The organism is Acidimicrobiales bacterium (genome assembly GCA_016716005.1).
Lineage (GTDB): Bacteria > Actinomycetota > Acidimicrobiia > Acidimicrobiales > JADJXE01 > JADJXE01.
The window spans coordinates 2,486,109-2,504,902 of record JADJXE010000001.1; the positions used below are offsets into that span (position 1 = coordinate 2,486,109).

Below are 18,794 nucleotides of genomic sequence, written 5' to 3' on the forward strand. Positions count from 1 at the left end.
TGGTCTGGCGTCTGCTGGAGTGTTGGCGGGTTTGGTCCCGTTGGCGGCTCCTGCGGGTGCGGACGTGCCCACGCCGGCGTTCTGGCCTGACGGTCCGAGCATCGGTGCGACGGCGTACACCTTGCGGATGCAGGGTGACAACCGTTACGAGACAGCGGCGTCGATCGCCATGGTGACGACGTTGAACCTCAACAAGACGAGTGGCTATCCGTTCGAGCAGGTGACGCTGGGCATCAACGCCCGGGGTAACGACAACGTGCCGACGGAGACCTACGGGTTGTCGACGTGCCCGGAGACGATCCACATCGCGGCTGGTGACAATCCGGCTGATGCGTTGGCGGCGTCGGGTGTGAAGGGCATCACCAACCTGCCGTTGGGTGACACGGGTGTGTTGACCAACGTGACCAATGCGTTGGTGCTGTTGACGGACGCGGCTCGGGGGAACCCGGGTGCGGTGTTGAACCCGCGTACCCGTACGGCGTTGTTGACGATCCGTGACAACTGCCAGAAGCCGTTCAACGCCGTCATCCTGGGCGGCGAGGCGGCGGTGTCGGTGACGGCTGCGGCCGAGGTCGACGCCATCGCCAACGCGGTGGCTCGGGTGGACGGTTCGGGTCTGCAGGCCTCGATCGAGGCGGCCACGGGGTGACCATCCCTCTGGATCGGTATGCGACGGCGGCGGAGCTTGCTCTGTTGTTGTTCCAGGCCGAGTCGCCGGGTGGCGCTCCTGGTGGGTTGCCCGACATCGACGTGTACGACGCGACGGTGAACGACAACGGGACGTGGGCTCTGGAGGGTGATGACACTCCGGACGACACGTTCGCGGATGCGGTGTTCCTGGCTGAGGGCACCAAGGGTGCGGATGCGTTGGCGATCGGGCCGGTGGCGGCGGCGTACAGCTCGCCGGTGCTGTTGACCCGTTCCGCTGAGCTGCCGGTGGCGACGCTGGCGGCGTTGACGGTGATGAACCCGCGTTCGATCATCACCGTGGGTGGTGAGGCTGCGGTGTCCCAGGATGTCTTGGATGCGGCCGTGTCGGCTGCGGGTGAGACGGGGGACTTCACGCCTGACGTGTTGCGGGTGGCGGGCCCTGACCGCTACTCGACCTCGGTGGGTGTGGCCGCGGTGTTGGCCGGCGTCCAGTTCGGTGACACGGGCACGCTGTTCGGGTTCGCTCGTTCGGACCGCAACGACGGTACGGACGCGGTGGACGCGCTGGCTGGTGCGGCGTTCGTGGACAACGTGGGGCTGGCCGGTGTGAGTGCGCCGACCCGTCAGGCTCCCCCGATCGAGCGCAATGGTGCTCTGGGTGGGGATCTTCGGGGTCCGAACACGATCATCGGTGGGTCGACGTTCCAGCCGGGTGGGATCGTGCCGATCCTGTTGGTGAAGCCGGGTACGGCGACGGCGTCGGGTCTGTCCAACGCGGTGGCCACGTATCTGGCTGATCTGTATCCGGATCCGACGTCGACGTCGGAGAACCCGACGGGCAACCAGGGTGGCTTCGGCTATGTGTTCGGTGGGACGGCTGCGATCTCGGCCGGGACCGAGCAGGCCATCGGCACGCTGTTGTCGGGTGGGACGTATGCGCCGGCTCAGATCGATTCGGATCTGGTCCGCTACAACGGTGCGACCGACATCAACCCGTCGGCCACGGTCAACGACATCTTCTTCACCGACCTCGGCTTCGGGCTCATCGCCCTGACGGGCGGCGCCTCGAACGATGGCGGTGGTGTCGACCTGAACCAGTCGACCCCGGCTGGCCTGCCGATCGGTCCGAAGATCTGCGTGTACCGCGACGGTCTGCTGGGTGTGGCCCGCATCGCGGCCTACACGCCGGCGGGTGGGTTCATCCGGTCGGTGCCGGTGGACTACCAGAACAAGGCGGCCTCCCCGGTGGCCAACAACCCCAACAGCGTGTGGACGCCGTTCCAGAGCCGGTTCATGTGCGTCGACGCCTCCGGGGCGTTCACCCAGCCCGGCGGGCCGGGCACACCCTGGTTCGGCGGCATGGTCGTGCGCTTCCAGTCGCTATCGGGCAACGAGGCCCAGTCCAACGGCAAGGCGGTCACCAACGTCCAGCAGCAGCTGGCCCTCGGCACGGCAGCCATCCCCCCGCCCCCCGGCCCGCTCACCTGGTGCTACGCGCCGCTGGGGCCGGGCGAGGTGTGCAGCCAGACCGTGAGCTACCCGCTGCCGCCCGGGTCGCTGACCGCTGGTCCTGTCGCGGGGTCGGCCGTCCTCGCGAACTTCCGGGGCATCCCGCTGACCGGGTTGGAGCGGGGCCGTCTCGACCTCACCGTGACCCGGCGCGGCATCCCGGGGGCGCCGTCGGCGAACCAGAACGCCGCCACCCTCACCGGCCGGCTGGTGATCGACCCGGTCGCCGGCTCGGCCTTCCCGGGCGGGCTCACCATCAACATCAAGGCCGAGACCGACCTACCCAACGACCCGGGGCTGGTCCCCTTCCAGGACTTCTCGGGGATGTACTCGGTGGGCCCGGCCGGCAGCGGCCCCACGGGCGGCTTGATCATCCTCCTCAACTGGCCGCCGATCGTGCCGGGCGTCACGCCGCCGCCGCCCGTCATCTTCCTGATGTCGATGACCGGCAACGCCTGACCCGCACCACCGTGACACCGGTGAGGGGGCGCCCACGGGGCGCCCCCTCACCGCGCCGGCCCCGGGCTGGGGCGGAGCGACGGCCGCCGCCTAGCCTGCCGCCGTGACCCTCGCCCGCGACGAGATCCTCGCGAACGGTGCCCTGCGGGGCCGGGCCCTCTGCCTGGCCTACACCGAGGCCGTCGACGCCTGGCTCACCGGCCTGCTGGCCGAGGCGGCCGGCGACGACCTCGGCGGGCTGGCGCTGGTGGCGGTGGGCGGGTACGGCCGGGCGGAGCTGGCGCCGCAGAGCGACCTCGACGTGCTGCTGCTGCACCACAAGCGGGGCGACATCCGGTCCGTGGCCGAGCGGCTCTGGTACCCGGTGTGGGACGCCAAGCTGAAGCTCGGCCACGCCGTGCGCACCGTGAAGGAGGCGCTGCAGCTGGCGGCCGACGACCTCGACACGGCCACCTCGCTGCTGGAGGTGCGCCACGTCGCCGGCGACGCCCGGCTCACCGAGGAGCTGGCCGAGAAGGCCCGGGGCCAGTGGCGCAAGCGCTCCAGGCGCTGGCTGGGCGAGCTGCAGCGATCGGTCGAGCAGCGCCACGACCGGGCCGGCGAGGTGGCGTTCCTGCTCGAGCCCGACCTGAAGGACGGGCGGGGCGGCCTGCGCGACGTCCATGCGCTGCGCTGGGCCGAGGCCGCCCAGCGGGTGCTGCTGGAGGGCGACGACGCCACCCTGCAGGCCGCCTACGACGTGATCCTCGACGTGCGGGTGGAGCTGCACCGGCTGACCGGCCGGCCCGGCGACGTGCTCACCCTGGAGGAGCAGGACGACGTGGCCGCCGTCCTGGCGGGCGGCGACGCCGACCTGCTCATGGGCCGGGTCGCGGCCGCGGCGCGCACCGTCGCCTGGACGAGCGACGAGACGTGGCGCCGGGTCGGGTCCACGCTGGTGGGCCCGGTGGCCAACGCCGCCGGGCGCGACCGCGACCTGGCCCCCGGGGTGGCCCTGCGCGACGGCGAGATCCACGTCGACGTGCACGCCGACCCGGCCGGCGATCCGGCGCTGTGCCTGCGGGCGGCCGGCTGGGCGGCGCGGCTGCGCACCCGGATCGACCGGGGCTCGCTCGACCGGCTGGCCGAGCGGACCCCCGTGTTCCCCGACCCCTGGCCGCCGGGCGCCCTCGACGCCCTGGTCGCACTGCTCCGCGAGGGCCCCGCGGCCATCGCCCCGCTGGAGACGCTCGACCAGCGCGACCTGCTGGTACGGGTGCTGCCCGAGTGGGCCACGGTGCGCAGCAAGCCGCAGCGCAACGCCTACCACCGCTTCACCGTCGACCGGCACCTGCTCGAGACCGCGGCCAACGCCGGGGCCGTGGCCGACCGGGTGGCGCGGCCCGACCTGCTGGTGGTGGGCGCCCTGCTCCACGACATCGGCAAGGGCTACCCCGGCGACCACACGGAGGTGGGCATCGAGGTCGTGGAGCACCTGGGGCCCCGGATGGGGTTCGGGCCGGACGACGTGGCCGTGCTGGCCGAGATGGTGCGCCACCACCTGCTGCTCCCCGACATCGCCACCCGCCGCGACGTGAGCGACGACGGCACGATCCGGCTGGTGGCCGAGGCGGTGGGCTCGCCCCTCACCCTGGAGCTGCTCGCCACCCTCACCGAGGCCGACTCGCTGGCCACCAGCAGCGCGGCCTGGAGCAGCTGGAAGGCGAGCCTGGTGCGCGACCTGGTCGACCGCACCGGCCACGTCCTGCGGGGGGGCGAGCTGCACGAGGTGGCCTGGTCGGCCTTCCCGGGGCCCGAGCACCTCGCCCTCGTCGCCGCCCGGCGCACGGTGGTGAAGGGAGAGGGCGACCGCCTCACGGTGTGCGCCCACGACCGGCCCGGGCTCTTCGGCCGCATCGCGGGGGCCCTCACCATCAACGGGCTCGACGTGCTCGAGGCCGACGCCCACTCGCGGGACGGGATGGCGGTCAGCGTGTTCCGCGTGGCCGGGCTCTCCGAGGACCGGGGGGGCTGGACGCGGGTGGTGGCCGACGTGGAGCGGGCGCTCGCGGGGCGCCTGGCCCTGGAGGCCCGCGTGGCCGAGCGGGCCCGCACCTACCGTCGCCGCCGCAGCCGCGCGGCCTCGCCGGCGGTCACCAAGGTGGTGGTCGACAACGACGTGTCGTCGTCGGCCACCGTCGTCGAGGTGCGCGCCCCCGACGCCATCGGTCTGCTGTTCCGGATCACCCACGCCCTGGCCGAGATGCAGCTCGACATCCGCCATGCCAAGGTGCAGACGATGGGCCCGCAGGTGGTCGACAGCTTCTACGTGTGCGACGCGGCCGGCGGCAAGCTGACCGACCCCGGCTACCTGGGCGAGCTGGAGCGGGCGGTGCTCCACGGCCTGTCGCTCACCACGCCCGGGTAGCCTCCGTCCCCATGGCCGACCTGCCCACAGGGGTGACCGAGAGCGATCTGCTGCGCTGGAGCGAGGCCCTGGCCGCCATCGCCCGCACCGGGCTCGGGTTCACCGAGAGCCTCTACGAGCGGGAGCGCTTCGAGGAGGTGCTGAAGGTGGCGGCCGACATCCGGGTGGCCGCCGGCTCCACCTTCGAGGCCGACTTCCTCGTCCACGAGTGGATGAAGCACGTCGGCCAGGGCGTGGCCGGCTACGTCACCCCCAAGGTGGCGGTGGGCGCGGTGGTGGGCGACGACCAGGGGAGGATCCTGCTCGTGCAGCGGGCCGACTCGGGCGTCTGGCTGTACCCCACCGGCTGGGCCGACGTCGGCTACTCGCCGGCCGAGGTGGCGGTGAAGGAGGTGGAGGAGGAGACCGGGGTGCGCTGCGAGCCCGTCAAGCTCATCGCGGTGCTCGACGGCCTGCGGCTCGGCTTCACGCGGGTGCCGCTGTACTCGCTGGTGTTCCACTGCCGGGCGGTCGGCGGCGAGCTGCGCGCCCACCCGCTGGAGACGACCGACGTGGGCTGGTTCCACGAGGACGGTCTGCCCTTCCCGACGGTCGGCGTGCAGCAGTGGGGACCGTCGGCCTTCGCCGCCATCCGCGGTGAGCCGGTGGAGGTGCTCTTCGACGTGCCCCGCAACCCGCTGTGGCGCGGCCACCACGACGAGGGCGACGTGTCCGAGACCTTCCCCGATCTCTAGCCCGCGGCGCGGCAGGCGCCGGGGCCGGCGAGGCAGCCGTCGCCGTCGAGCGACGCCACCAGCAGCCGGGCGAAGCGGTCTGCGCCCGTCGGCGTGAAGTGGATCAGGTCGGGGAGCCGGGTGGCCCGGGCCGGGGCGGTGCTGAGGTCGAAGGGGTTGCCCCCCGGGCCGAGGCCGATCGACTCCCAGCCGTCGACGAAGTCGACGCGGTCGCCGAAGCGGGCGGCCAGGTCGAGCCAGACGGGGCCGAGCACGAGGCCGCCGCCGGCGTCGCGGCCGTACATCTCGGGGCCGAGCACCCAGTAGACGCGGGCACCGGTGGCCAGCAGCTCGGCGGTGAGGGCGCGGGCGGCCTCGGCGTAGCGCGCGTAGTAGCCGAGGGTCATCGGCAGGATCTCGTGGCCGGCGTCGTCGTGCAGGTACGGGGGCCGGTACCCGCCCTGGAACTGCAGCACCACCACGTCGGGCTGGAACCGGGCGACCTCGCTGCGGATCCTGGCCGGCCAGTCGTAGAACTGGCTGAGCAGCCCGGCGGTCGACCGGTGGGACACGTGCACCCACGCCCGTCCCGACCCCTCGAGCAGCGCCTGCAGCCGCGGTGCGACCTGGAACGTGAGGGAGTCGCCGGCCACCAGCACGCGCGGCCGGCCGGCCGGGGCCGCAGCCGGGTCGGGCGGCCGCCCGAACGACGGGACGCAGCCCTGTTGGCTGCCATCGAGGCACCACTGGGCGGTCACCTGGTCGGCGATCACCACCGCCAGCCGGTGCGCGCCCTCGGGTGCGAGCCCGAAGCCGTCGTGGGCGCGGAGCGCCACCGTTGTGCCCGCCGGCCCGGGTGCCGCGGCGGTGAAGCCGCCGTCGTGTCCGGACAGCGCGGCGCGGGGGTCGATGTGGTCGCTGATGGCCGCGTAGCCGTAGAGCAGACCCTGCTGGCCCAGGCCGATCATCTCGGTGATCGGCGCCCGATCGGCGTTGCCGTCCGGGGGTGGCACGACCCAGGCGATGGGGGTGCCCCGCTGGGCCAGCGCGTCCATCAGGGCCAGCACGCCCCGGCCCCACCGGTTCAGCCACGCGCCGGTGCCCGGCAGGATCGGCCGTCCGGCCTCGTCGACCGCGAAGGGCGGGGCGTCGGCCCCACCGAAGTGCGCCACCACCAGGTCGGGGTGCACCTGGTCGACCAGGTGGGCCAGCTCGCCGGGCCAGTCGACGGTGCCGGCCAGCCCGGTGCCGGCCCGGGCCACCAGGGTGACGTCGGCCCGGCCGGTGGCCTCGAGGCGGGCGGCCACCTCGGGGCCGGCCTGCACCATCAGGTCGTCGCCGACCAGCAGGATCCGCCGGGGCGGCTCGGCCGGGGCCGGCGGCGGGGAGGTGTCCGCGCCGGCGCCGGGCGCGGCCGCGACGACGGCCAGCAGGGCGGTCAGCCTGATGACCGCCCGCGCCACCACCCGGTGGCGGTTCCGCCTAGCCGGCATCGGACGCGGGAGGTGCCTGGTCGCCACCGGGGCCGAGCTGGTCGAGCAGGGCGCCGATGATCGAGAGGCGGCCGCCGGCGAGCTCCCACTCGTCGGCGATCCGGTCGTGGTCGGCGAGTCCGGTCGCTGCCGGTGCGATGCCCAGCGAAGCGGTGGCGGCCGCGGCCAGCGGGGCAGGCTCGACCTCGTCGCCGTAGGCGGGGAAGGCCTCGAGCCCGTCCCACAGCTCGTCGGGGGGAGCGGGCGGTTCGTCGCCGCGGGCGAGGGCCAGCGCCACCGCCGGGAACAGGTCGTAGGCCGACAGCCCCGCGGGCCGCCGGAACCCGGCCACGGGGTGGAGCCGCCACTCCATGGCCACCCCCCCGGGGCCGTCGTCGCGCAGCCACACCTGCGAGCCGTTGACGTAGGCGTCGACGGGCTCGCCGAAGCGCTCGTCGAGGGCGACGAGCAGCTCGGGCGACGTGCGCCACACGCAGGTGGGGGTGAGACGGGCCACGGGCAGGTTCAGCCGTCCTGGCCGCGGAGGAAGCGCTCCACCTCGGCCACCAGCTCGTCGCCGGGCAGCTCGTCGTCGTCGTCCTCGTCGTCCTCGTCGTCCTGGCGTGCCTCGATGCGGTGCACGTAGGCGGCCATGTCCTCGTCGGTCTCGACCAGCTCGTCGATCTGGCGCACGTAGGCCGCCGACGCGATCTCGAGCTCGGTGGTGGGCACGTGGACGTCGAGCAGGTGGCACGTGCGCTCCACCAGGGCCAGCGCCGCCTTGGGCGAGGTGGCCCCGGGCACGTAGGCCGGCACGGCCGCCCACAGCGAGGCCGAGGGGATGCCGGCGGCGCGGAAGGCGTCGTGCAGGACGCCCACGATGCCGGTCGGCCCCTCGTACCGGGAGTGGGCGAGCCCCAGCGAGGCGACCACGTCGGGGTCGGCGGCCGTGCCGATGACCGACACGGGCCGGGAGTGGGCCACTTCGGCCAGCAGGGCACCGAGCGTGAGGGTGAGCTCCACCCCCATGGTGGTGGCCAGGGCGGTGAGCTGGCGGCAGAAGGTGCGCCAGCGCAGCTGCGGCTCGGTCCCGAGCAGCACGATGGCGTCCCGGTCGGTGCCCGGGATCGCGCCCGCGAACGCCTCGACGGCCGGCCACACGATCTCGCGCGTCACGCCGTCGACCAGCCGCACGTGGGGTCGGGTGGAGGTGAAGTCGAAGAACTCCTCGGGGTCGAGGGAGGCGAACGCCCTGGCGTCCCACCGATCGCGGAGCCAGCGCGCGGCAGTGGTCGCGGCGTCGCCGGCGTCGTTCCACCCCTCGAACGCCGCGATCAGGACCGGGCGGCGCAGGCGCGGCCGGCCAGCCCACTGCACGTGATCCACGGGCCGCGAACCTACCGGGTGGCGGCGGTCAAGCGGTGCGGTCGGTGCCGGCCAGCTCCGACGGCGGGTAGTAGTGCCCGCCGCCCCCCTGCTCGACGACGTCGTCGAGCCAGTTGCCCTCGTAGAGGTCGGTGGGTCCCTGGATCAGGTCGGGGGGAGCACCCTCCGGCGTGGTGGCGAACGTCCAGGCCTGGCGTTTGTAGGTCCAGTTGCCCGGATCGAGGCGGTGGGCCTCGCGCCACCACCCGGTGGCGGCGTCGGGCTCGCCGGCCCGCCACAGGTGCTGGCCCAGCTCGAAGCAGGCCGCGGCCTCGGCCTGGTCGCGCCGGCGCGGGACCGAGCGGGCCACGACCTCGTCGGGCGTCAGCGCCCAGGGGCTGGCCGGGCCCCGCTCCACCCAGTCGACCACCGCGGCGTGGTAGCGCCGGGGGTCACCCGGGATGCGCTGCACCTCTTCGAGCATCCGGCGCATCCGGTCGGGGAGACCCTCGGGCACCGGCTGGCCCTTCAGGGGGCTCTCCGTGACGGCGGCCAGCTCGGCCGGCCGCACGAGGGTGCCCGACTCGTCGATCCACACCGCCATCGGCACGTTGACGATCCCCAGCAGCTCGTCGGTGACGTGCGCCTGGTCGACGAGCGACGGGTGGGTGGGCGCGGCGGCGTCGACGAAGGGCCGGGCTCGCGCCGGGTCGACGTCGAGGGCGACGGTGACCACGGTGAGCCCCCGGGGCTCGAGCTCGACGTGCAGGGCCTGCCACCCGGGCAGGTCGTGGCGGCACCCTCACCACGAGGCCCAGGCCACGAGCAGCACCTTGCGGCCGTGGAGCGACGACAGGCGGAACGGGTTGCCGTCGAAGCCGGGGAGCTCGAGGTCGGGGGCCTCGGCCGTGGCCAGCGCCCGGCCAGTGGCCGTGGCCGGGCCCAGCGCCCACAGGCCGTGGGCGTCGTCGTGGACCAGCGGCATGCCGGCCCGCTCGCTCAGCACCCGCACGTCGACGAGCCCGCCGGCCAGCGCCCCGGCCGGCAGGGGCACGCACACGTCGCCCCGGCACAGGCCCTCGGGCCGGACGGCCCAGCCGGTGCGGGCCTCCAGCGCAGCCGGGTCGACCCGAGGCGCGGTGAGGAGCACGAACCGCACCGTAGCGCGGGGCCTCCCGGGCCCGGCGTGGGGGCGGGCCCGTCAGCGGGCGGCGACGGTCGCCAGCCAGCTGTGGCCGGCCACGGTGGTGAGGAGGGCTCGCACGGGCGCGGTGGCGACCATGGCCGCGACGGCGCCGGGGGAATACCCGGGGGCGTTGGCCGGGAGGCGCACGCGCAGGGCGCCCGGCACCGACTCGAACCGCACCGGGGGATCGAGCTCGAGGGCCTCGCCGTCGACGCCGGCGGCGACCGGGCCGCCGGAGCGCACCTCGAAGGTGGGGGTGGCCCACTGCTCGACGCCGGGCGCTGCCGTCGGCCTCCGCAGCGCCCCCAGGGCGGCGATCGCGGCCACGTCGGCGCCTCGGGCGATCCGCAGCGTGACGACGCCGAGCTGACCGGTGTCGAGGCGCGGCCGGCTGCCGAACCCGCCGCCGCCGGTGAGCAGGTACGGGCCGTTCGACACTTGGATCACGTGCACCGGGCCCCCCTCGACGCCGTCGGGGCCCACGAAGCGGAGGTCGAACGGGGGCTCGGCCGACCCGGCCAGGTCGGGCAGCAGGCGCACGGTGGTGCCCAGCTTGTCGTCGCGGTACTCGTCCGACTGCACGACCGTGGCGTACAGGCCCAGGGAGACGTTGTTCACGAACACCCGGCCGTTCACGCGGGCCAGGTCGATCCGGCGCTCCACGCCGGACCCGAAGGCGTCGAGGGCGCCGACCACGTCGTCGCGGTCGAGGCCCAGGTCGAGGGCGAAGTGGTTGCGGGTGCCCGACGGGATGCACACGAAGGCCAGGTCGTGCTCCGCGGCCACCGACGACACCAGCGCCTGGGAGCCGTCGCCCCCGGCCATGCCCAGGCAGTCGGCGCCTCGGGCCACGGCGTCGCGCGCCAGCGCCTCGAGGTCGTCCCCCGGGCCCAGCGTGATCACCTCGACGCCCAGGCGGCGGGCGGCTGCGGCGAGCCCCGTCCGCTCGGCCTTGCCGCCCCCGGACCGGGGGTTCACGAGCAGCACGGGCCGGCGGGCCGGCGGCACCGGCTCGCCGGGGGTGGGCAGCCGCTTCAGCGACGTGCGGTCCACGCCGAGGGCGTACCGCCCGGCTGCCGTCGAGCCGGCCAGGGCGGCCAGGGCGAGCAGCAGCTCGCCCCTGCCTCCCTCACCGGCGAGGGCCAGGATCGCGACCGCGAGGATCACCCCGCTCGCCCCCACCAGCACCCCGACCACCCGCAGGAGGCCCCGTCGCGACACCGCGGTCCAGGCCCCGCTGACGGCGACGAGCAGGCCGACGACGCCGCCGAGGAGCCGCAGCGGCTCGGTCCACAGCCCGATCAGGACGATCAGAACGGCGACGACCGCGAGCCCCAGTGCCAGCACGGCCGCGGCCCGGTGCAGCAGCGGCGGTCGGTCGTCGGGTGCATGCGGCATGTCCGCACCTTCGCGCGCCCCTACCGGCTGGCGCACGCCCCGACGCGCCCGGGCCCTCCGGCCCTGGTGCCTCGGCGTACCCTCCGGGTGGGGTCCGGTGCGGTCCCCGAGGAGGTGTGCTCGCATGACTCGCAGCACCAGGCGGTGGGTGACCGGGCTGGGCGCGCTGACCCTGCTCGTGGGTGGCCCGGCGGCCTGCGGCGGTGACGACGACGGCGCGGCCGGCACCACGACCTCGGCCGAGGAGACCACCACCACCACGGCGGGCTCCACCACCACCACGGCCGCCGACGGCGCGGTGACGCTCTCCGACCCGGCCACGCCCATCGTCGTGGCCCCCGGCCAGGGCTTCACGATCACCGTCGCCTCCAACCCGACGACCGGCTACGAGTGGGGAGTGACGGCCGCTCCGGACGAGGCCGTGGCCACGTACGTCGGCAGCGACTACACCCCCGACCCGAGCTCGGTCGGCGTCGAGGGCGGAGGCGGGGTGCAGACGCTCACGTTCTCGGCGGTGGCCGAGGGCGACACCCAGGTCGGGCTGCGGTACTCGCAGCCCTGGGACCCGCAGCCCGACGACGAGACGCTGGTGTTCGCGGTGCAGGTGCGCGCCGACGCCGCGGCCACCGCCACGACCGAGGAGCCCCCGCTCCCCGCCGACCTGCAGGTGTTCACCGACCCGGCCACCCCGATCGAGGTCGCGGCGGCGGCCGAGTTCGGCATCGAGCTCGAGTCGAACGCCTCGACCGGCTACCAGTGGATCCTGGCCGCGCCGCTCACGGGCGGCGTGACGTACCTCGGCAGCAGCTACCGGGCCGGCGAGGCAGTGCCGGGCGCCCCGGGGAAGCAGGTGCTGCTGTTCAGGGCCGGCCCGGCCGGCTCCAGCACCATCGAGCTGCGCTCCAGCCGGGTGTGGGAGCCGGCGCCCGACGACCAGACGGCCACGTTCTCGCTGAACGCGGCCTGAGGCATCCCGGGCCGGCCCCTCGGCCTCACCGCCGCAGGTCGCTCAGGGCCGCGTGATGGCGCTGGGGTCGCCGGGGTAGCCGTGCGCCTCCACCACGGCGCGGGCCCACGGCTCCAGCAGCCCGAACAGCTCGTCGGCGTCGTCGGCCACGGCTTCGACGATCCCCCGCTCCTGGCGGTCGGTGGCGGCCTCGACATCCCCCCGGAACGCCTCACCGGCCGGGGTGAAGGCGCTGCCGGCCAGCAGACCCCTGGCCTCGAGCCGGGCGGCGGCGGCGTCGACCTGCTCGGGCGACCAGCCCCTCGTGAACACGTACGTCCGCATCGGCAGGCGCCACCACAGCTCGGTGAGGAGGCCGATCTCGACCGGGTCGAGGCCGGCGGCGACCCACGCGCACACGTGGCTGTCGCCGCGGTGCTCGCGCACGAGGTCGCAGGCCCGCCAGAGGTCGCCCAGGGGGTCGCCGGGGAAGCCGAGCGAGCGGAGGCCCGAGAACAGGTGGCGGCCCTCGCCGGTGGCGGCGTCGGCGGCCCGACGGAGCAGCTCGGTGGCTCGGGCCAGGCCCGGGGGCTCGGCGCCCAGGATCCGACGCAGGCTGGCGGTGGCCCCGTCCTGGCGCGCCGCGAGGACGGCGTCGCGGGTGGTGACCTGCCAGCCGAACGTCACGCACGGCACCACGACCGCAGGGTTGAACACCCCGAAGGCGGCGGCCACCACCTCGCCGGGCACCTGGCCCAGGCAGGCACCTCGGCTGGTGAAGTACGCAGGACCGTCGGGCAGGTGCAGGCCGTCGCGCTCGCCCGAGCTGCCGCCGAAGCCGAGCCGCTGGTAGGCCTGGTGGCACTCCGGGGCGAAGTAGACGTTGGCGGCGAGCGGCTCGACCAGGTCGCGGAGCCGGCGGCCGAGGCGGCGGACGTCGTCGTCGGTGAGCGGCACGGTGATCCCCCCGGGTTGGCGCGCTGACCGGCCGAGCCTACGGGTGACCGGGTCGTTGCGCGCCGGTACGCTCGCCGCCCATGGCCGAGGTCGCGTCCGTGCAGGTGGAAGTGGTCGACGAGATCACCGACGAGGTGGTCGAGGCGTTCGCCCGTCTGGTGCCCCAGCTGTCGTCGTCGGCGCCGGCACCCACCGCCGAGGTGCTGGGGGAGATCGCGGCCTCGCCGGCCACCGTGCTCTTCGTGGCCCGCGACCCCGAGGCCGGCGGTCGGATCGTCGGTTCCCTCACCCTCGTGGTGTTCCCCATCCCCACGGGGCGCCGGGCGTGGATCGAGGACGTGGTGGTCGACGCCGCGGCCCGGGGTCGGGGCGTGGGCGCGGCCCTCAACCGGGCCGCCATCGACTGGGCCGCGGGCTGGGGTGCCCGCACCGTCGACCTCACCTCGCGCCCGTCGCGCGCCGCCGCCAACCGGCTCTACCAGAAGCTCGGGTTCGTGGCCCGCGAGAGCACCGTCTACCGCTTCGATCCCGGGGCCGGCTGACGGGCCGGGCCCACCGCCCGCCGGCTTCCGCCGCACCGCATCAGAGGCCCGGGCCCAGGTCCTTGCCCGTGATGGAGCCGCCGTCGACGACGAACTCCTGGCCGGTGCAGTACGACGACTCGTCGGACGCCAGGAACAGCGCGAGCCGGGCGACCTCGATCGGCCGGCCGGCCCGGGCGATGGGCTGGCCGGCGGCGACGGCGTCGCCGGCGGCCAGGGCCGGGTCGGGGTCGACCGTGCCCGGGGCCGGCGGCTCCGCCAGCGGTGGGGCGACGGCGCCGGCCATGATGGTGGCCACCGCCCCCGGGTGGATCGAGTTCACCCGCACCCCCCGGGGCCCGAGCTCGATGGCGGCGGTCTTGGTGAGGCCGCGCAGGCCCCACTTCGACGCCACGTAGGCGCTCAGCATCGACATCCCCACCATGCCGGCCGTGGACGACAGGTTCACGATCGACCCGCGCCCGGCGGCGGCCATGGCCCCGCCCACCACCTTCATGCCGAGGAAGGGCCCGACCAGGTTCACCTCCAGCACCTCCCGGAGCGTCTCCAGGTCCAGGTCGACCAGCGGGCCCATGCGCACGATCCCGGCGTTGTTCACGAGCACGTCGGGTCGGCCGAAGGCGTTGTCGGCGGCATCGAGCACGGCGTGCCAGCCCGCCTCGTCGGTGACGTCGAGGTGCACGTAGCGGGCGGCGTCGCCCAGGTCGGCGGCCACGGCCTCGCCCTCGGCGTCGAGCACGTCGGCGAGCACCACGCGGGCGCCCTCGGCCACGAACAGCCGGGCGTCGGCCTCTCCCATCCCTCGAGCCGCGCCGGTGATGACGGCGATCTTCCCGTCGAGCCTGCCCACGGTCCCCCCTCGTCTCGTCCGGTCGGCGCGGATGCGCCGGCGCCGATCATGCCCGCTCGTGCCCCGGCGAGCGGGCGGGCCTGGGTAGGGTCGTGCCCCAGTGCCCGGCCGCCACGATCCCTACCCCCGCGACGTTCTCGAGGAGCTGGAGGCCGAGCGGGCCCGCGCCCGCCGGCCGCCGCCGGCGATCGAGGCCCGGCCCGGCCTGGTGCTCTCGCACCGGGCCAGCGGGTTCCGGGGGGCGGTGCTGCGGGTCGAGGCCGGTGCCGTCGAGCTGCGCGCCGCCGACGGCACCGTGCGCCTGTTCCGGCTGGGCGAGGTGTTCCTGCACGAGGGCGGGCCGGTGACGCTGGTGCCGGGTGCCCGCCCCGGCCGGGCGGGCGGCGGCGCCACGACGGAGGCGCCGGGGCCGGCGCGGACCGCGTCCGGCTCGGTGCCGGTGCGCCACCAGGCCCGCACGGCGCGGGGCAGCCGGCTGCTGGTGGAGGGGGTGCACGACGCCGAGCTGGTGGAGCAGGTGTGGGGCGACGACCTGCGCCACGAGGGGGTGGTGGTGGAGCGCCTCGACGGCGTCGACCATCTGGCGCCGTGGATCGCCGCGTTCGGGCCCGGCCCCGGGCGGCGCCTGGGCGTGCTCGTCGACCATCTCGTGCCCGGCTCGAAGGAGGCCCGGCTCGCGGCCGAGGTGCGGCATCCGCACGTGCTCGTGACCGGCACCCCGTTCGTCGACGTGTGGGAGGCGGTGCGGCCGTCGGTGCTGGGGCTCGACCGCTGGCCGCAGGTCCCGAAGGGCACCGACTGGAAGTCAGGGGTGTGCGCCGCCCTCGGCTCCCCCGACCCGGCCACCCTGTGGCGCGCCATCCGGGCGCGGGTCCGCTCCTATGCCGACCTCGACCCCGCCCTCGTGGGCGCCGTCGAGCGCCTGATCGACTTCGTCACCGAGCCCGACGGCACCTGAGCGCGCGCCGCCGGTGCTGCTTCTGTGTCGACGAACCCGCACCCCACAGGGATTCGTCCACACAGAACGAGCGGCCGGGCGTCTCGTCCCCACCGGGCCGGCGGGGCCGCGCCGGGTGGGGACGACGTGACAGCCTGCTCGCGATGGACGACCTGTTGCCCTACCGCGAGCTCTCGTACGAGGTCGACGGCGACGTCGGCCTGATCACCCTCCGCCGCCCCGAGGCGCGCAACGCCCTGACGTTCCGCACGTACGCCGAGCTGGAGCACGCGGTGCGGTCGACCTCGGCCCGCTGCCTGGTGATCACCGGCGAGGATCCGGCCTTCTGCTCCGGGGACGACGTGAAGCAGGTGATGGGCGGCGGGGACCGCCCGCCCGACGTCGCCGGCGGGGCGGACGGGCCCCAGCTCACGCCCGCCGCCGAGGCGCTCCTCGCCACCGACGTCCCGGTGGTCGCGGCCGTGAACGGGGCCGCGGTGGGGTGGGGGATGGAGCTGGCCCTCATGGCCGACCTGCGCGTCGCCTCCGAGCGGGCCCGGTTCGGCGAGCTGTTCGTGCTGCGCGGCCTGGTGTCCGACGCCCCCGGCCTGGGTCGGCTGGCCCAGCTCGTCGGCCGGGAGAAGGCGGCCGAGCTGCTGTTCACCGGCGACGTGATCGACGCCGTGGAGGCCCTTCGGATCGGCCTGGTGGGGCGGGTCGTGCCCCACGACGACCTCCTGCCCGAGGCCCTGGCCCTGGCCGGTCGCATCGCGGCCAACCCGCCCCTGGCCGTCCAGCGGCTGAAGGCCGGCCTGCGGCGGGCGGTCGATCCCGACTGGGCCGAGCTGGGCGCGTGGGTGTCGGCCAGCCTGGCCGAGCTGTTCCGCACCGACGACCACCGCGAGGGCGTGCGTGCGTTCCTGGAGAAGCGCCCACCCCGCTACACCGGCCGCTGATCGGCCGGCCTCAGTGGGGCGCGGCCTGCGGCCCCACCAGCGTGAGCGACGGGTTGAGGATGGCGAGGTAGCCGCGGTGCGCGCCGACCATGCCCTCGACCTCCATGATCCGACCGAGCGACACCCCCCCGACCCGCTTGCGGCCCAGGAAGATCACGACCAGGCCGCCCGTGTCGTCGTAGATCGTGCACTCGAGCGCCGCGGCCCCCGCCCAGGGCTGCACCCGCATGGTCCGCACCCGGCCCCGCACCCGGACGCGCTGGCGCCAGCGCGCGTTGCCGATCGGGGTCGGCGGCGCCTGGCCCTCGCCGTTCGGGCTCGCCCCGTCGCCCGTCATCGTGCCCATCAGTGCTGCGCGGCGTCGGCCTTGGCCGCAGCGCGCTGCTTGAGCTGCGCCTTGGACGCGACCGACTCGAAGTTGAACGGGACCGAGGTGACGTTGGCGTGGGAGAGCCGGCTCACCTCGCTGGCGATGCTCTCGGCGGTGCGGTCGTGGAGGTAGCGGTGCCACAGCCGCCGGTAGATCCGCACCGGGAGCAGCACGGTGACCTCGGTGTCGCCGTCGGCCAGCTCGGCGGACACCAGCTCGAGGGCGGCCCGCTCCACCCGGCGGTCCGGGCACTCGACCAGCTCCAGCGGCAGGCGCGCCAGGTGGAGGTGCTCCCACTGCGAGGCCAGCTCCTCGGCGTGGGCCGGGTCGACGGCGATGTGGACGGCCCGCAGCTCGTCGGGCACCAGCGTGCGGGCGTACTGGATCGCCCGGATGGCGGCACGGTCGAGGCTGTTCACGAACACCAGCACCACGTGGCGCCGGAGGATCGGCGTGCTGGCCACCTCGGCCGCGTCGGCCTCCAGCTCGATCTCCTCGGTCTCGTACTGCCGGTTGAGCCGGACCAGGCCCCACACGAAGAAGGGCACGAGGACCACGATCACCCAGGCACCGTGGGAGAACTTGGTCAACCCCACGACGATCAGCACGATCAGGGACAGCACGGCACCGATCGAGTTGACGACGATGCCGCGCTGCCAGCCCGGCTCCTGCTTGCGCAGGTGGTGCTTGGCCATGCCGGCCTGCGAGAGGGTGAACGACGTGAACACGCCGATGGCGTAGAGCGGGATCAGCCGGTCGACCTTGGCGCCGGTGACGACCACCAGCAGCATGGCCGCGCCGGCCAGGGCGATGATGCCGTTGGAGAACACCAGGCGATGCCCGCGCTTGGTGAGCTGCTTGGGCATGAAGTTGTCGCCGGCGTGGAACGACGCCAGGCGGGGGAAGTCGGCGAACGAGGTGTTGGCCGCCAGCACCAGGATGAGCATGGTGCCCGCCTGGAGCAGGTAGTAGAGGACGTGGCCGATCGGCGTCGAGCCGAAGACCAGCTCGCCGATCTGGGAGATGACCGTCGGCGTGCCCTCCGCGTAGGGCGCCACGTGCACCTGGCCCGCGATGGCCGAGAGGCCGAGGAACATGAGGCCGAGCAGGCTGCCCATCACCACGAGCGTCTTGCGGGCGTTCCTCCACTCGGGCGGGCGGAACGCCGGCACCCCGTTGGAGATGGCCTCCACCCCGGTGACCGCGGCGCCGCCGGATGCGAAGGCGTGGAGCACCACGAAGAGCGTGGCGCCGTAGAAGATGCCGGTACCCCCGGTGCCGAACGGCATGAGGCCCTCCGCGCCCTGGGTCGCCTCCGGGAGCCCGCCGAAGGCCATGCGGGCCAGGCCCACGCCGAGCAGGACGATCATCATGGCGATGAAGAAGTACGTCGGCACGCGGAACACGGCGCCGCTCTCGCGCACCCCGCGCAGGTTGCCGAACGCGATCAGCACGATGAAGAAGACCGCGAGCTCGACGCTGTACGGCCGCAGGACGGCGAAGGCCGACGTGAGGGCGGCCGTGCCGGCGGCCACCGACACGGCGACGGTCAGCACGTAGTCGGTGAGCAGGGCGACCCCCGCCACCTGGGCGGGGAGCAGCCCGAAGTTGTCCCGGGTGACCATGTAGGCGCCGCCCGCCGTCGGGTACTCCTTGATGGTCTCCCGGTAGGAGAGGATCAGGAAGAACAGCACGACCAGCATGGCGACGGTGACGGGCACCACCAGCGAGAAGGCGGCGACGCCCACGGCCGGCACCAGCACCCGAAGGATCTCCTCGGTGGCGTACGCCGACGACGACAGGTTGTCGGACGCGAAGACGGCGAGGGCGGTGGGGTTGCCGAGGCGCTCGTGCTCGAGCTGGTCGGTGTGGAGGGGCTTGCCGAGGAGCCGGCACTTCAGCCGGTACGGGCGGCTCTCGGGGATCGGGACCGGGGCTCCGGGCGGCAGTGGCCGGGGGACGGCCTCGAAGAGGAGCGAGGTGGACGTCGGCGGGGTCGCCGTGGAGGTGCGCACCTTCTCGGGGTACTCCTCACCCCTGACCGCGGGGAACGGCCTTCACGCGTCCTTCACGCGC

Annotated in this window: 17 protein-coding genes; 8 read left to right on the forward strand and 9 right to left on the reverse strand. The window is 74.6% G+C overall.

Annotated features, from left to right (window positions below):
• Window positions 1-64: 64 nt before the first annotated feature.
• The 4 genes from IPM45_12310 to IPM45_12325 all read left to right on the forward strand — a co-directional run bounded on the left by IPM45_12310 (window position 65) and on the right by IPM45_12325 (window position 5,760).
• Window positions 65-649, forward strand: coding sequence for a cell wall-binding repeat-containing protein (locus tag IPM45_12310; GenBank protein MBK9180319.1), 585 nt, complete (start codon window positions 65-67; stop codon window positions 647-649).
• Entirely contained in the window at window positions 646-2,619 is a 1,974-nt protein-coding gene (locus IPM45_12315) for a cell wall-binding repeat-containing protein (protein ID MBK9180320.1), read from the forward strand. Before IPM45_12310 ends, IPM45_12315 begins: the two co-directional genes overlap by 4 nt.
• Before the next feature lie 103 nt (window positions 2,620-2,722).
• Window positions 2,723-5,026 (forward strand): [protein-PII] uridylyltransferase, encoded by a 2,304-nt coding sequence (locus IPM45_12320; protein ID MBK9180321.1) that lies wholly within the window; start codon window positions 2,723-2,725, stop codon window positions 5,024-5,026.
• Window positions 5,027-5,037: 11 nt separating this feature from the next.
• Window positions 5,038-5,760, forward strand: a complete 723-nt coding sequence (locus tag IPM45_12325; GenBank protein ID MBK9180322.1) for an NUDIX hydrolase N-terminal domain-containing protein — start codon at window positions 5,038-5,040, stop codon at window positions 5,758-5,760.
• Here IPM45_12325 and IPM45_12330 read toward each other — a convergent pair.
• The 5 genes from IPM45_12330 to IPM45_12350 are packed head-to-tail and all read right to left on the reverse strand — an operon-like array spanning window position 5,757 to window position 11,160.
• Window positions 5,757-7,232: a hypothetical protein gene (locus IPM45_12330; GenBank protein ID MBK9180323.1), complete on the reverse strand. Its 1,476-nt coding sequence runs from the start codon at window positions 7,230-7,232 to the stop codon at window positions 5,757-5,759. The two genes, IPM45_12325 and IPM45_12330, sit on opposite strands and share 4 nt — an antisense overlap.
• Window positions 7,222-7,728 carry a hypothetical protein gene (locus IPM45_12335; GenBank protein ID MBK9180324.1) on the reverse strand — a complete coding sequence of 169 codons (507 nt, stop codon included), beginning with the start codon at window positions 7,726-7,728 and terminating at the stop codon, window positions 7,222-7,224. Before IPM45_12335 ends, IPM45_12330 begins: the two co-directional genes overlap by 11 nt.
• Before the next feature lie 8 nt (window positions 7,729-7,736).
• Window positions 7,737-8,597, reverse strand: coding sequence for a PAC2 family protein (locus IPM45_12340; GenBank protein MBK9180325.1), 861 nt, complete (start codon window positions 8,595-8,597; stop codon window positions 7,737-7,739).
• Between the two features lie 28 nt (window positions 8,598-8,625).
• Window positions 8,626-9,726 (reverse strand): redoxin domain-containing protein, encoded by a 1,101-nt coding sequence (locus IPM45_12345; GenBank protein ID MBK9180326.1) that lies wholly within the window; start codon window positions 9,724-9,726, stop codon window positions 8,626-8,628.
• Between the two features lie 51 nt (window positions 9,727-9,777).
• Complete coding sequence (locus tag IPM45_12350; GenBank protein ID MBK9180327.1) at window positions 9,778-11,160, reverse strand: diacylglycerol kinase; 1,383 nt, start codon at window positions 11,158-11,160, stop codon at window positions 9,778-9,780.
• A gap of 124 nt (window positions 11,161-11,284) precedes the next feature.
• On the opposite strand from IPM45_12350, the gene IPM45_12355 reads away from it, so the two are divergent.
• Window positions 11,285-12,127 (forward strand): protease inhibitor I42 family protein, encoded by an 843-nt coding sequence (locus IPM45_12355; protein ID MBK9180328.1) that lies wholly within the window; start codon window positions 11,285-11,287, stop codon window positions 12,125-12,127.
• A 42-nt stretch (window positions 12,128-12,169) separates the two neighbouring features.
• Here IPM45_12355 and IPM45_12360 read toward each other — a convergent pair whose 3' ends face one another.
• Complete coding sequence (locus tag IPM45_12360; GenBank protein MBK9180329.1) at window positions 12,170-13,012, reverse strand: hypothetical protein; 843 nt, start codon at window positions 13,010-13,012, stop codon at window positions 12,170-12,172.
• A 131-nt stretch (window positions 13,013-13,143) separates the two neighbouring features.
• On the opposite strand from IPM45_12360, the gene IPM45_12365 reads away from it, so the two are divergent.
• Complete coding sequence (locus IPM45_12365; protein MBK9180330.1) at window positions 13,144-13,605, forward strand: GNAT family N-acetyltransferase; 462 nt, start codon at window positions 13,144-13,146, stop codon at window positions 13,603-13,605.
• Window positions 13,606-13,645: 40 nt separating this feature from the next.
• Here IPM45_12365 and IPM45_12370 read toward each other — a convergent pair whose 3' ends face one another.
• The gene (locus tag IPM45_12370; GenBank protein MBK9180331.1) at window positions 13,646-14,455 is read right to left on the reverse strand and encodes a glucose 1-dehydrogenase; all 810 of its coding nucleotides are present in this window, start codon (window positions 14,453-14,455) and stop codon (window positions 13,646-13,648) included.
• A gap of 100 nt (window positions 14,456-14,555) precedes the next feature.
• Between IPM45_12370 and IPM45_12375 the strand changes: the two genes are divergently transcribed.
• Window positions 14,556-15,413 (forward strand): DUF3097 family protein, encoded by an 858-nt coding sequence (locus IPM45_12375; GenBank protein ID MBK9180332.1) that lies wholly within the window; start codon window positions 14,556-14,558, stop codon window positions 15,411-15,413.
• Window positions 15,414-15,556: 143 nt separating this feature from the next.
• A complete protein-coding gene (locus tag IPM45_12380) occupies window positions 15,557-16,348 on the forward strand; it encodes an enoyl-CoA hydratase/isomerase family protein (protein MBK9180333.1) in 792 nt (263 codons plus the stop codon).
• Window positions 16,349-16,358: 10 nt separating this feature from the next.
• Here IPM45_12380 and IPM45_12385 read toward each other — a convergent pair whose 3' ends face one another.
• Together IPM45_12385 and IPM45_12390 are read right to left on the reverse strand one after the other, a co-directional pair.
• Window positions 16,359-16,694 carry a hypothetical protein gene (locus IPM45_12385; protein MBK9180334.1) on the reverse strand — a complete coding sequence of 112 codons (336 nt, stop codon included), beginning with the start codon at window positions 16,692-16,694 and terminating at the stop codon, window positions 16,359-16,361.
• On the reverse strand, window positions 16,694-18,643 hold the full coding sequence (locus tag IPM45_12390; GenBank protein MBK9180335.1) for an APC family permease: 1,950 nt from the start codon (window positions 18,641-18,643) through the stop codon (window positions 16,694-16,696). Before IPM45_12390 ends, IPM45_12385 begins: the two co-directional genes overlap by 1 nt.
• Window positions 18,644-18,794 lie beyond the last annotated feature (151 nt).

Coding starts and splice junctions, on each gene's coding strand:
- IPM45_12330 (MBK9180323.1), bottom strand. CDS start 7,232: ATGCCGGCTAGGCGGAACCGCCACCGGGTGGTGGCGCGGGCGGTCATC.
- IPM45_12365 (MBK9180330.1), top strand. CDS start 13,144: ATGGCCGAGGTCGCGTCCGTGCAGGTGGAAGTGGTCGACGAGATCACC.
- IPM45_12385 (MBK9180334.1), bottom strand. CDS start 16,694: ATGGGCACGATGACGGGCGACGGGGCGAGCCCGAACGGCGAGGGCCAG.
- IPM45_12325 (MBK9180322.1), top strand. CDS start 5,038: ATGGCCGACCTGCCCACAGGGGTGACCGAGAGCGATCTGCTGCGCTGG.
- IPM45_12355 (MBK9180328.1), top strand. CDS start 11,285: ATGACTCGCAGCACCAGGCGGTGGGTGACCGGGCTGGGCGCGCTGACC.
- IPM45_12380 (MBK9180333.1), top strand. CDS start 15,557: ATGGACGACCTGTTGCCCTACCGCGAGCTCTCGTACGAGGTCGACGGC.
- IPM45_12350 (MBK9180327.1), bottom strand. CDS start 11,160: ATGCCGCATGCACCCGACGACCGACCGCCGCTGCTGCACCGGGCCGCG.